Below are 13,576 nucleotides of genomic sequence, written 5' to 3' on the forward strand. Positions count from 1 at the left end.
GACAGTACGAATAGTACGCGGCTCCTAGGAGAGGAGCTGCAACGCAGCTGGGGCGATTTTGCGTAAGTCCTATATTTATGGCGCATCAGCAGATGCGCGGCAACTGTTCCCCAACCAGCATGTCAACAATACGTTTGCCGCCAAACAGGGTCTGCATGTGCACACGTCCAGGCCGTCCTTCGTGTAAAACGGTGCCTATGTCTGCTGCATCCTTGCCCAAGGCATGCCCGCGCATGGCTATCAGGGCAGCTTCGGTTTCTTCCGCAGGAACGACCGCAACCAGTTTTCCTTCATTCGCCAGGTATAAGGGGTCAAGGCCAAGGATTTCGCAAAAACCTTTTACCTCTTGCCTTAGCGGCGTCTTGGTTTCGTGAATTTCTATGGCGCATTTCGACGCGTCGGCAATTTCATTGAGTACAGATGCAATCCCACCACGTGTCGCGTCGCGGATGAAGCGGGTATGTGGTGCGGCTTTCAGCAAGGTCTGTATCAAATCATGCAGGGGGGCACAATCGCTTTCTATGGGACTGGTCAAATGCATGTCACCACGTGCATTCAAAATCGCTGCGCCGTGATCACCCAAAAAACCATTGACCAGGATATGGTCACCGGCCTGCGCCTGATGGGCACCCAGTTTATAGTTCTGGTGAATCACCCCTATGCCTGCGGTATTGATGAAAATCTTGTCGCAACTGCCGCGTCCCACTACCTTGGTATCACCGGTGACGATAGTCACGCCGGCTTCCCTTGCCGTGTCAGCCATGGATTTGACGATCTGACGCAAGGTATCAACCTGCATGCCTTCTTCTATGATCATGGCGCAGGTAAGGTATAGTGGTGTGGCACCGCCTACGGCCAGGTCATTGACCGTACCGCAAATGGCCAGCTTGCCGATGTCGCCGCCGGGAAAGAAGATGGGGTCAATGACATAGGAATCCGTCGTCATTGCCAGCCGGTCACCCAGTTTCGCCAGATCACTGAGCTGGAAACGGGCCTGGTCTTCCAGTGTGTTCAGGGCAGGGTTGCTGAAGGCATCGATAAACACATCGTCAATCAGGTCGCGCATGGCCTTGCCGCCACCGCCATGTGCCAGGGTAATGACAGAACTGACCAGTTTGCCGCGCCGGGTACGGATATCTGTCACGTTTGCGACCGCTGCTGTATTGTCAGGCGGGGCGAGATTTTTTTCTATCATGTTCATAGACTGGTTTCCTCAAGCTGATGTATTTTGATACTGTCTTTGGGGGCGCCACCATATTGATAATAGGCAGCGCAGGCACCTTCACTCGACACCATCAGTGCACCCAAAGGTGTTTCCGGGGTACAGGCTTTGCCGTAGACCTTGCATTGCCAGGGCTTGATAGCGCCTTTCAACACTTCACCGCACTGACAGGACTTGGGGTCGGCGATGGTAACCGAAGGCAGTGAGAATTTTTTCTCGGCATCGAAGGCCGCATATTGCTGGTTCAGTTGCACACCTGAATTGTCGATCGAGCCCAGGCCACGCCATTCAAAGAATGGTCGCAATTCAAACACCTTGCTGATAGCTTCCAGCGCCATGCGGTTGCCATGTTCTGGTACCACGCGGTTATACTGATTTTCAATCCGCGCTTCACCCACATGCAATTGCTTTAACACCATCCACAGGGATTGCAGAATATCCAGTGGTTCAAAACCCGATACCACCACAGGACGCTGATAGTGTTCAGCGATGAAACCATACGGTTGATTGCCTATCACCATGCTGACATGGCCTGGGCCAAGAAAACCATCAAGTTGCAGGTCTGGCGAATCAAGCACGGCCTTGATGGTGGGGATAATCGTAATATGGTTGCAGAATAAAGAAAAATTACGTATGCCTTCGGCCTCGGCCTTTAACACCGTCAGGGCGGTGCTGGGCATCGTGGTTTCAAAGCCCAGGCCAAAGAAAACCACTTCCTTGTCAGGATGTTTTTTCGCTATGCTGAGTGCATCCAGTGGTGAATACACCATGCGCACATCTGCACCCAGGGCCTTGGCCTGCAGCAGGCTGCGCTTTGAACCAGGCACCCGCATGGCATCACCGAAGGTGGTCATGATGGTGTCTTTTTGTTCGGCAATGGCCACACAGTCATCCACACGTCCCATGGGCAATACACATACCGGGCAACCGGGCCCATGTATCAGTTCCAGGCTGGCTGGCAACATGTTTTCTATGCCATAGCGGAAAATGGAATGCGTATGACCCCCGCAGACTTCCATGATGTATACCGGGCGTTTCAAACCTTCTGACAGCTCGTCAGAGATCCGGGTAATTTCCCGTATCAGGGATTTGGCTTTTTCCGGGTCGCGAAATTCATCAACGTATTTCATGTTCGGCCTCTGTATTCTGGTTGGTTTTATTGCTCAAATAGCCGCGCTCATCCGCCAGCAGGGTATGTACCAGATCCCACAGGACGTGATAGATGGCCACATGGCATTCCTGGGTGCGGTGTATGCTGTCGGACGCGACGACCAGGCAATGGTCCAGCCCCATCGCTGCCATTTCACCGCCGGTACCGCCTGCCAGACCTATCGTGACTGCACCGATTTTCTTTGCCTGCACAAAGGCCCTGAGCAGATTGTCTGAATTGCCGCTGGTGGAAATGCCTATCAGCGCATCATTTCTCTTCATCAGATTGGCGACTTGTCGTGCATAGACATGCTGGTACCCGACATCATTGGCAATGGCTGTCATCACTGTTTTGTCACAGCTCAGGTCATAGGCAGGCAATGCGGGGCGTCCGGTGGTGACAGGATGTAAAAATTCCACCGCAATATGCGAGGCATCCGAACTGGATCCCCCATTACCCATGGTGAACAGTTGACCCTGCTTTTTATAGACGCTGGCAATTGCATTTGCACAATCGACGACTGCCTGTTGATGGTTGGCAAAGAAATGACTGATCACACTCTGGTGTTGAGCCATTTTTTGTTCTACGGAATCCAGTAGCGCCTGGTTCATGCTGACAGTATCGGATTTCTTTTTAGTGAGAAACGGATACAGTGCTTGCAGGTGGCTGGCATTTTCAGTATTGGTCATGACGCTCTCATTGATAAATTCTTGCTTGCTTCAGGAGTCACCTTCTTGCATGGCGACCAGTTCTTCCTGCATTTGCCCCAGTTCATTGAGTATGGCCAGCGTTGCCCGGGCTTCTTCTTCATCGATCACGCTCATGGCAAAGCCCACGTGTACCAGCACCCAGCGATTGACCAGTTCGTGCAGATTTTTCCCATCCTGGGCAACACAACTAAGGTCGACGGCGCGTTGTATGCCACCGACATCCACGATGCCAAGCAGTTGCCCGACATCGCTGATGCTGACAATTTTTCCTGGAATTCCTAAACACATAATGTTTCCTTCATGGTGAGATAGCGTGTTGGGTAAAGTTTTTCTGCCTGGACGAATAATCTTCTGCCATAAATCTTGCTGCTGTTTGTAATGTTGATACGGTTTGTACCGCTTCTGCTGGTGCTGTTGATACCTTCACTAATTCGAGGGATCTGGCCGCCGCAATCGCTGCCTGGCCAAGTGCTATTCCACCGTCATTGGAAGGCACCAGTGTATGGCTCAGGCAGTTGAATTGCTGTTCACGTAAAGACATTTCCAACCCTGCTAAAAGAATCGCGTTTTGCATGCAGCCGCCGGATAACACAACATCCTTAAAAACATGTTGCTCACGTAAAGCGCAGACCATTGCCGTAATACCTTTGATCACGCCAGCATGAAAACGGGTCGCGATAATCGAAGCCGACAGGCCTTGCTGCAAGTCACCCAGCAACTGTGGCCACATGCTGGCGGCATTCAGTTCAAGGAGCTTTTGCGTGGCTTCAGTTGAAGCTGGTGAATTAGCGGGTTTTTCTATGTAAAAGTCATAGGCTGGGTACGCGGCCTTGCCCGCCAAACAGTCAGTCAGCAGGTTTTTATCGACCAGCATTTCCAGTTCCATCGCGGCCTGGCCCTCAAACTGGACTTGTTGCGTATGCAGGCCGACCGCCGCGGCTACCGCATCAAACAGGCGGCCTGTTGAACTGGCAAGTGGGCAATTCATGCCACTTGCCAGCATGTTTTCCAGCATGGTGATGGGTTGCTGGCTAAAAAATTTAGCCAGATCAGTGTCAGAAAATTGCCGGATAAAGGTATCCCATTGCATGCTATTCAGAATATGTGCATAGGTGTTACGCCACGGTTGTCTGATAGCCTGTGCTGCACCTGGCATGGCGACTGGTTTGAAGCGCGCCAGTCGCTGGAAGTTGCGGTAGTTGGTCAGCAAAAATTCACCACCCCAGAATTGCCCATCGTCACCCAGGCCCAGGCCATCAAGAGCAATACCCAAAACCGGTGGATGCGCGAGTGCAATCTGATTCTCTGCCATGGCGCTGGCGATATGTGCATGATGATGCTGCACCGTGCTTACAACAGACGGCAGCAAGTCTGGCACATCGTGCGCGAGTTTGTTGCAGACGTATTCGGGATGCATGTCCTGCGCCACTTGGGTAGGTATCATGTCAAACAGTCGCTGGTAGAGCGCCAGATTATGTTCATAATCATCCAGCGTGCTGATGTCTTCCAGATCCCCCTGATGTTGTGACAAGATGGCTGTGCCTTGTTTGACCAGACAAAACGTGGATTTGAGCTCTGCGCCATAAGCGAGTATGCCATCCACTTTTTCAAAGCCTGCTGGCAATGGTATTGAGCGTGGCGCATAACCACGCGCACGTCGCAGGATGCGGGCCTTACCTGCGACGCAGCGCACGACAGTATCGTCAATGCGATTGGCAATATCCCGGTTATGGCAAACAATCAAGTCGGCAATGCCCGCCAGTTTTTCAAGCGCTTGTTCATTGTCAATGATTTGGGGTTCACCTGATACATTGCCGCTGGTCATTACCAGTGGCCGTCCAAATTGTTGACAGACCATATGGTGCAACGGCGTGTACGGCAACATGAAGCCGAGCAGGTGACTGCCTGGAGCAATGTCTGCCGATAAAGCTGGTACAACGGCATCAGTGATCTGTCTGGCTTCCAGTAGGACGATGGGCGCAGCAACGCTTTGCAGCAAATCTGCTTCCAGTTGATCAACGGCAGAGTATTGCTGTATGCAGGCAAGTTCATGCGCCATTACAGCAAAAGGTTTGGCATAGCGTTGCTTGCGCTGGCGTAAAGCCTGGACGGCATCGTGACTGGTTGCATCACAACACAAATGAAAGCCACCCAAGCCTTTGATGGCAACTATTTTCCCATCTTTCAGGGCCTGATCAATATGCTGTAGTTGCTGTGCACTTCTGTCATGATATCCGCTGATATCAGTGCTGCTACAGTGGACCAGCAATTGCCCCGCTTCATGCAAAAACAACTGAGGGCCACATGCATGGCAGGCTATGGGTTGGGCATGAAAGCGACGATCCAGCGGATCATCATATTCCTTTTGACAGGCCGGGCACATGGTAAATGCCTTCATGGTCGTCTGTTCACGATCATAAGGAATACCCTCAATGATGGACAGACGCGGCCCGCAATGCGTGCAATTGGTAAATGGATAGCGATAACGGCGTTCCGCTGGGTTCATGGTCTCAGCCAGGCAAGACTTGCAGGTGGCTGCATCAGCGACTACTTCGGTACGACCTTGCGTGTGGGTGGATTGCGTAATGCGAAAATCCTCATATTCCCAGGCTTCACTGACGGTCTCGCTGGAGATGGAATCAATTTTTGCCAGCGGTGGTGCTTCGGCTTCCAGTCGCTGCAAAAATTCACTGATATCGTTTTGCATGCCTGACAGGCGTATCAGTACGCCATCGGTATCATTCGATACTTCACCATGCAATTGGCATTCCAGCGCAAGACGGTAAACTGCCGGACGAAAGCCCACACCTTGCACGGTGCCTTTCACGCGTATCTCCTGATTTTCCACAACAGATGACATACCCGAGCCCCAATACTCTGACAATGCCTGCGACAAACAAATACGGGGCCATCCTGGCCCCGTATTTAAAGCTGCTTACTTCGGATACAACGGGATGAGCGTGTTGTAGATATGGCTGACTACTGTATTCGCTGGTTGCCCCGCCGGTTGTGATTTATTTGAATGGCAGCTAAAGCAGTTTGATCCATTGATCTTGCTGCTCGTACCCTGATCGTAAGTTTCCAGTGTCGTATTGTTGAGCAGATTGGTACCTACCTGATTGGTGGGAGTGACCGTTTGCCCACCGATGGTCCAGGTTGCGCCTGTCATCATGTAGTTGGCACGCAAATCGCCTTTGATCAACTGGCTGAGTACACTGCTGTTGGATGAAATGACCTCGGTATTTTCCAGCAACACATTGGTGGCGTCCGAGCCTGTACCCCAGGCTTTCCAGCGCAGGGTATCGCTGGGGCCGATAGCCGCGCTGGTGTTTGCGGTAATATTTGGTGAGGACGTGAAATTGGCAAGTTGTACATTGGGTGTTGCTGACTTCAGTGATGAAAACAGCCAGGTACCGGTAGTATTTTGTGCCACATTCACCGTTGTACCACTGGTGTTTGTGTAGCTATAGGCAGCATTGGGTGTATTGCTGACATGTTCAAAAGTTGCCCATATCATTTCTGGATGGCCTTTGGCACTTCCCACGACGTGCATGCCGACCAGGGCCAGTACGACGGATTTGGTTTGTCCGGTAGGGATCCAAAGCTGAGTATTGCTCTTGTTATATAAAGGTACGGTACTGGTGACAGTGACATAGTTACTGGCTTTCAGGCCCAATGCATCCAGCCCGACGACATCTATCCATGATGTTTTTACTTCCATCGCGAGTGCTTCAGGTGCCGGGAATTTGGTTCCTTTTGACGCAGCATAGGCAATCACTGGATCCAGTTGCGCCTGGGTAGTCGGGAATACGTTGTTGGGGTTGGGAATGACGCCATTGGCGACGCCTGTCTGGAAATAGGCGAAAACATCGTTGACCATGGTGGCGTAATACACCAATGACTGATTTTGACCGACCAAAACGCCCGACAAACTACCGGCCTGACCTTGCGTAGGCTCTATGGTATTGCCGAGACTGTCAATGAAGACTGTTTTTCCATTCACCTGGAAGCCTTGCACCATATTTTTTGTGGCGGTGCTGTCCGCAGTCAATAGCCTGGGCGCGACGAGGGCGGCGAGCGTCGTGTCCATGGTCAATTTGCCTGGCAAGGTAATTTTTTTGTCATTCGCATCAAAGAATGTTGGCTTCTTGCCGTCTTGCGCTTCTACGCGGTTAATTTCGACCAGTTTGCCAGCGCTATTGCGTATCAGAGATTGGCCTTTCTCCGTTTGTGGGGCAGGTAAAACCTCAAACATGTGGCCATCTTTGCTGGTGAGAAGTTGCAGGCCATTTGGCCCTGCCTGTGCGCTGCGGATATTCAGCAAGGGCAGGGGAAGGTCAGGTTGATTTTGTGTATATGTTCGTTTCCCCTGCTTATTTGCGCCGGATACGTTGTAGAAAATCGGCGAATTGAATACCAGGCTCTTGCCACTACCGTAAGTACTGGGGGCAGGTGAGGTCAGCCACAAAAACATCTGTTCTGACCATTGATAAAAGCTGCAGTCGCCGGTATTTGGAAAGGTCACGCTGTTGGCCGGATTTACCGCACCGTTCAGCGTAACCGTTCCGCCAAACCAGCTGGCAAACGTTTGTGGTGATACGGCACACAAAGGTTTTGCATCCTGCGGCACGGTCACCTGTGCCTGCGCAAGGCCACTTAGTAATTGCGTCACTGCCACCAGCGCGCATCCCAGACATGTTGATATGACGCGATTGCGCCGGCTTGCTGCCACTAATCCGCTCATTGTATTTCTCCCTGTTTTGAAGACGAAAGGTGTAATTTTCTCTCGCTTGTGTTTCATCAGACTACGAAGTACAGACCCAAGACACACTGCTAATCAGCCTGGCATTGCCAGGCGAAATGGATGGCGATATTAAGCAGCGATTAAGAAGACAGCCAATAACCGGCTACCAACAGAAAATCGGTGGCAACAACTACGCACTGTTTTAGAAAACGCTGGAATGTCTAAATGAAATGTTTAAGTGAAATGCAAAAAATGCAATTAACGATTGAATAGTAATTTAGCATGCATTTTGAATAATTGCTTAATTAATGTTTAATTATTTGCTTTTTTGCTACTTTGATTTACCAACAGGCAAATATACAAGGGACATGCGCACAAAAAGCCCACCATGAGTGGGGTGCAGCAATGGAGGGGAGGCGGACATGAGGGGAATTGCCGGGCATTAACAATATGTCTGGCAAGGCTTTCAGACGGTTCAGCGGCAACAGAGTTGTCCTGTTGCCGCTGCCGAGTTTAATGCTTTTCTGGAATAACTATATCGATAAGGAGTGGACTCAACAAAAGCTGAATCAGATATCCACTTTCACAGACAGTTTAATTAGCCTGGGCATGCCAGATGCCAGACGCGTACCGGCACCAGCCCAGTAACGTTTGTCCGCTGCGTTTTCAACGTTGATCTGCCATGTAGTCCGCTTGCCCATGGTTTGCGTGACATACCGGCTGCCTACACTGAACAGTGTCACGCCGCCGAGATAAGCCTGATTCAAATCATTCACAGGGCGACTACCGTTATAGTAGGCACCAGCATTTACAGACAGTCCAGACAGTGATTCAAATTCATACGACAGGAAAGTACTGGCAGTCTGTTTGGCTGCATTTTCTGGCGCCTTGCCATTGTAAGTAACGCTGATTTTTTGAAACTCCGGGTTCAGGAGTTGCAAAGAGGTTTGCCATGACAGTTGACGGCTCAGTTTTCCTTGTGTTGATAACTCAATGCCGCGATAACGCTGTTCACCATCAGCGACAAAAACATTACTGGTATTGGTGTAGTAGCCAGGGCGGGTGATATCAAACATGGCAGCAGAAACCAGGGTATTGCCAGCAGTCAGCCAGCGCAGGCCAATTTCTTTTTGTTTGCTGACGCCGGGTGCCAGGCGTACATTCTGGTTCGCCGTGCCGGTTGGTCCCGGCTCGCCTTCTTCCAGACCTTGCGCTGCCGAGGCATAAAAAGACAGGGCAGGGGACAGCTTGTAAATGACCGATGCCATGGGTGTGGTTTTGCTCACATCATAGTGGCTGGTGCCCTGATTGCTTTGGTAATTGGCCCGGCGTATGCCCACCACACTTTGCCATTGTGGCGTGATTTCTATCCGGTCCAGCAGATATACGCCGCTGTCGCGCGTATCCAGGGCAACAGTTGTCGGGCTGGTAGGTATGGCACCAAAAGACACGCTTGTAATGGGTGTCGGGTCATACAGGTTTTGTGCCGCGATCGTATAGTTGCTCTGATAAATAGGGTCCTGGGTTTTGGTGGTACGTGTTACCCCAAAAGTCAGTTCATGTTTCAGCATGCCTGTCGCCAGGCTCCCTGCGAGTTCTGCGCGTATCAATTTCGATGCAGTCACCTGATGCTGCAGGTTGCCGGTAATGCGGCCAGCGCCGGTGCTGACGGCAGCAGTATTATTGAAACGAAAAATTGGCAGGCTGCGGTCACGTGCGGTTTCTGATGCGCCCGTTTCCAAAGTGAAAGCCCAGTCATCAGTGATGGCGTAGTCGGCACGCAACTGCGCATTGGTGGTCCTGGTTTCAAACCTGGCCCATTCAGGACCGATCAGACGCGTAGGGTCAACCGCTATCGGCAGCGGAATGACGCCGTTGACAACTGTCGGCAAGGCGACGCCCGCCTGCTCAATGAGTTTGCGTTTGTCGTATTCAAAATCAGCTTTCAGTAATAGCTGCTTATTGACGCGCCAGTCCAGTGCAGCAGAGGCAAAACTGCGATTGCCGTTATTTGCCTTTTCAAGGTAAGGTCCCAGCGTACCTCCTGCGGCATTGACGCGAATGCCATATTCCTGTTCTGCGCCAAAACGACGGCCAAGATCAACATTGGCAATTGCGCTGCCATTTTGATCTGCCATCAATCCAATGCTGGTGACTGGCGTGCTGCCGGCACGTTTGGTCACAAAGTTCACCACTCCGGCTGGGGAAGTAAAGCCGTAGTACAGTGCCGATGCACCTTTCAGGACTTCTACCCGTTCCTTGTTTTCCATCGATATCTGGGAAAAATTCATGATGGGAAGCGAGCCATTGAGACGGTAATTAGTACGGTTCTCAACTGCGATACCACGAATCACCAGTTGGTCCCAGGTGTCACCACCATTTTGCTGTCTGGTGACACCTGCCGTATTGCGCAGGGCATCATATAAGCCGGCGGCAGCCTGCAGTTCCAGCAATTCACGCGTAATCACGTTCACTGTTGATGGTACATCCATGATATTTGACCCGCGAAAACTGCCTGCGGCTGTGCTTTTGGGGAGAAAACCATCCGCCCTGGTGCTGGTGATTTTCACTGCCTGCATGATGCTGTCATCTGCTTCCTGCGCAAAGGCCGCGTGTGGGGCATAGGCGATAGATAGCAAGGCTACGACAGGAAGCAAGGTATTCGGATGACGCTTGGGCATGATGCAAAAACTTTCAATAGGGGAAATAATGACGGGCGACTTGGCTCTATGCAAAACAAAATACAGCACAAAAAATCGTCAGGAAATCAAACATCAGGGAAGAGATGGATTAAAACAAATGGATGTCGTGCTTGCTCAATTGCTCAAAGATTGAAAAGTCGATATTTTATATTGAATGAGAATCATTATCAATAAATATCAAGAACTGGAAGGTTTAATTACATGATGCCCGTGCACAAACGAGTCATGGATACGTGTACTCGTACGAGTACCGAAATAATGAACTTTCCCTATAATTTCCAGACTAAGCAAATCGCACCCTGGATTAATGATCCAGGGTTTCGAGGGGGAATTACCTTTAATTTTCACATTTTTCTATAATAATATGATGAAAAAAACACTTACTACTCTGGCGGTCATGAGCCTATGCCAGATTGCCAGCGCAGATGAAGGCATGTGGATGCCGCAACAACTGCCGCAAGTCGCCAAGCAACTGAAGGCAGACGGCTTGAAACTGGACCCGGCAACACTCACCAAATTGACGGAATTCCCTATGGGTGCCATCGTCAGTCTGGGCGGTTGTTCCGCATCCTTTGTATCGCCACAGGGCCTGGTTGCAACCAACCATCACTGTGTCTATAACAGCGTGGCACATAACTCCAAGCCAGAGCGCAACTTGCTGGCCAACGGCTTCCTCGCAAACAGCCTGGACGAAGAATTGCCGGCCTCACCTGGCTCGCGCATCCTGGTCACCAAAGACGTCAGCAATGTCAGCGCCAAAATTATTGACAAGGCAACTGCCAAGTTAAATGGCAAGGCCCGTGTTGATGCCATTGAAAAAAATTCCAAAACCATCATCGCAGAATGCGAAAAAGATGCTGGCCATCGCTGCAACGTCTATCCTTACTACGGCGGCCTTGAGTATTACCTCATCAAACAACTGGAAATCAAAGACGTACGCCTGGTCCATGCTCCACCAGAAGGTGTGGGCAAATTTGGCGGCGATACCGACAACTGGATGTGGCCACGTCATACCGGCGATTACGGTTTCTACCGCGCCTATGTCAGCAAGGATGGCAAGTCTGCTGATTACAGCAAGGATAATGTGCCATATGTACCCAAGCATTTCCTGAAACTGGCCAAAGACAATCTCAAAGAAGGCGACTTCATCATGGTACTGGGTTACCCAGGCCGCACCAACCGCCATCGCCTGCCTTCAGAAGTGGCCTACACTTTTGACTGGAACTACCCAACATTTGTGAAGAGCTCTGGCGACACGCTGGCCATCATTGCCAAGGAAACCAGTAGCAATCCAGATGCAAAACTCAAATACGCCGGTCAGGTTGCGGGCATCAACAACTACTACAAAAATCGTCAGGGCATGCTCGACAGCTATGCGGGCAGCGACATCCTGGCACGCAAGACCAAAGAGCATGAAGAGCTGAAAGCATGGATCAACAGCAATCCTGCACGCGCCAAAGAATTTGCCAGCGACATTGATCAGGTTGAAAAACTGATTGCCGAACGCGATGCCCTGGCCAAGCGTGACTTTTATCTGGCCAGCTCTTATCCACGCTTCCTGGGCACCGCACGTACCTTGTACCGCCTGTCCAATGAATCAACCAAGGCGGATGCAGAACGCAAATCCGGCTTCCAGGTACGTGACCTGCCTCGCTTCAAGGCCACCGTCGATGCAGTCGAACGCAACTACGATGAAAAAGTCGACAAGGCTTTGGTCCTGTATAACCTGAGCAAATATGCAGCACAACCCAAGGCAGAGCGTAGTGCCAATTTTGATGCTGTAGTAGGCATCAAGGACGGCATGTCAGAAGCTGATCTTAAATCCCTGCTTGATACTATGTATGCAGGCAGCAAGCTGGGTGACAAGGCAGCACGCAGTGCTTGGCTGACCGCCAAGCCGGAAGACTTCAAGGCCAGCAACGACAGCTTCGTCAAGGCAGCCGTTGCCATGTATGAAGGTGGCTTGAAACGTGAGGCTGAAGAAGAAGAGTTGATGGGTAAAATCCAGCAAGCCTATGGCAACTACATGAAAGCAAAAATCGCTTACATGAAGAGCAAAGGGCAGGCAGTCTACCCTGATGCCAATAGCACCTTGCGCGTCACCTTCGGCAAAGTAATGGGCCGTGACCATGGTACCGCCGATGGTCTGGCATGGAGCGCCTTTACTACCGTCAATGGCATCCCGCCAAAAGCAACCGGCACAGGCGAATTCAATGCCCCAGCCGCACAATTGGCCGCTATTAAAGCTAAAGACTTTGGCAAGTATGTTGACCCGCAACTGAAAACAGTCCCTGTGAACTATCTGGCTACGCTGGATATCACTGGTGGCAATTCAGGTTCTGCTGCATTGAATGCCAAAGGCGAATTCATCGGTCTGGCATTTGACGGCACCCTGGATTCCATCATTTCCGATTGGGATTACAACAAGGCCAATTCCCGTTCCATACAGGTCGATCTGCGCTACATGCTGTGGCAGATGAAACATGTGGACAAGGCTGACCGCCTGTTGAAGGAAATGGGCGCAGAGTAATATAGTAAGACTGCTGTAACCTGAAAACCCCTGCAAGATTCGTATCTTGCAGGGGTTTTTCATGTGGCTAACAATAGTAAGTGTCGCCTTTCAAACGCCAGAGTCTGTTGGTTTGATTAAAGCTCGTACTTATTCCCCGCTGTCGAGCGAATAGGATGTGTGTCATAGATCAAGTCCAGATACCTGACCTTGTCGCTGTCTGGCTCAAAGCTGAACAGGTCCATGACCTTGAAGCTGATTAAGGTTCCGTCGCGTACGGTCCAGTCATATTGAAAATAAGCTGTTGCATGGTGTTTCTTTGTCGTGCTGACAAAGATGTCAATCGGGGTGATGACATTGCGGCTGGAGGCTTCTGCCAGTCTGTCAAAGAAAGGACCTGCATCCATTTCACCAAGAAAAGGCGAAAGAACTTTGCCATCTTTGGCGAACAGGCTTTTGATGGTGGCGTAATCAGCATCACCCAGTGCCTGCATATAGGTTTGCAAGACTGAAATGTAATCAGACATGAATGATCTCCT

At 50.9% G+C, this 13,576-nt stretch carries 10 protein-coding genes; 2 read left to right on the top strand and 8 right to left on the bottom strand.

Features of this window, described 5'->3' with window-relative positions; genetic code table 11:
• Positions 1 to 85: 85 nt before the first annotated feature.
• From hypE to ACO0LK_RS09765, 7 genes are all read right to left on the bottom strand, one after another.
• Positions 86 to 1,201: a hydrogenase expression/formation protein HypE gene (hypE, locus tag ACO0LK_RS09735; protein WP_422974483.1), complete on the bottom strand. Its 1,116-nt coding sequence runs from the start codon at positions 1,199 to 1,201 to the stop codon at positions 86 to 88.
• The gene (gene hypD, locus ACO0LK_RS09740) at positions 1,198 to 2,352 is read right to left on the bottom strand and encodes a hydrogenase formation protein HypD (RefSeq protein ID WP_422974485.1); all 1,155 of its coding nucleotides are present in this window, start codon (positions 2,350 to 2,352) and stop codon (positions 1,198 to 1,200) included. The genes hypE and hypD overlap by 4 nt, the downstream gene beginning before the upstream one ends.
• Positions 2,339 to 3,061: a D-sedoheptulose-7-phosphate isomerase gene (locus ACO0LK_RS09745; RefSeq protein WP_422974487.1), complete on the bottom strand. Its 723-nt coding sequence runs from the start codon at positions 3,059 to 3,061 to the stop codon at positions 2,339 to 2,341. The genes hypD and ACO0LK_RS09745 overlap by 14 nt, the downstream gene beginning before the upstream one ends.
• 30 nt (positions 3,062 to 3,091) lie before the next feature.
• Positions 3,092 to 3,370 (bottom strand): HypC/HybG/HupF family hydrogenase formation chaperone, encoded by a 279-nt coding sequence (locus ACO0LK_RS09750; protein WP_186946432.1) that lies wholly within the window; start codon positions 3,368 to 3,370, stop codon positions 3,092 to 3,094.
• Between the two features lie 10 nt (positions 3,371 to 3,380).
• Entirely contained in the window at positions 3,381 to 5,909 is a 2,529-nt protein-coding gene (gene hypF, locus ACO0LK_RS09755; RefSeq protein ID WP_422974489.1) for a carbamoyltransferase HypF, read from the bottom strand.
• Positions 5,910 to 6,017: 108 nt separating this feature from the next.
• A complete protein-coding gene (locus ACO0LK_RS09760; protein ID WP_422974491.1) occupies positions 6,018 to 7,826 on the bottom strand; it encodes a hypothetical protein in 1,809 nt (602 codons plus the stop codon).
• Between the two features lie 569 nt (positions 7,827 to 8,395).
• The gene (locus ACO0LK_RS09765; RefSeq protein ID WP_422974493.1) at positions 8,396 to 10,507 is read right to left on the bottom strand and encodes a TonB-dependent siderophore receptor; all 2,112 of its coding nucleotides are present in this window, start codon (positions 10,505 to 10,507) and stop codon (positions 8,396 to 8,398) included.
• On the opposite strand from ACO0LK_RS09765, the gene ACO0LK_RS09770 reads away from it, so the two are divergent.
• Together ACO0LK_RS09770 and ACO0LK_RS09775 are read left to right on the top strand one after the other, a co-directional pair.
• The gene (locus ACO0LK_RS09770) at positions 10,506 to 10,661 is read left to right on the top strand and encodes a hypothetical protein (protein ID WP_422974495.1); all 156 of its coding nucleotides are present in this window, start codon (positions 10,506 to 10,508) and stop codon (positions 10,659 to 10,661) included. The genes ACO0LK_RS09765 and ACO0LK_RS09770 overlap by 2 nt on opposite strands.
• Before the next feature lie 234 nt (positions 10,662 to 10,895).
• Positions 10,896 to 13,058 (top strand): S46 family peptidase, encoded by a 2,163-nt coding sequence (locus tag ACO0LK_RS09775; RefSeq protein WP_422974497.1) that lies wholly within the window; start codon positions 10,896 to 10,898, stop codon positions 13,056 to 13,058.
• A 116-nt stretch (positions 13,059 to 13,174) separates the two neighbouring features.
• Here the strand turns inward: ACO0LK_RS09775 and ACO0LK_RS09780 are convergent, their stop codons facing one another.
• A complete protein-coding gene (locus tag ACO0LK_RS09780; protein WP_422974499.1) occupies positions 13,175 to 13,564 on the bottom strand; it encodes a nuclear transport factor 2 family protein in 390 nt (129 codons plus the stop codon).
• Positions 13,565 to 13,576 lie beyond the last annotated feature (12 nt).

This window comes from Undibacterium sp. Ji49W (assembly GCF_049340205.1).
Lineage (GTDB): Bacteria > Pseudomonadota > Gammaproteobacteria > Burkholderiales > Burkholderiaceae_D > Undibacterium.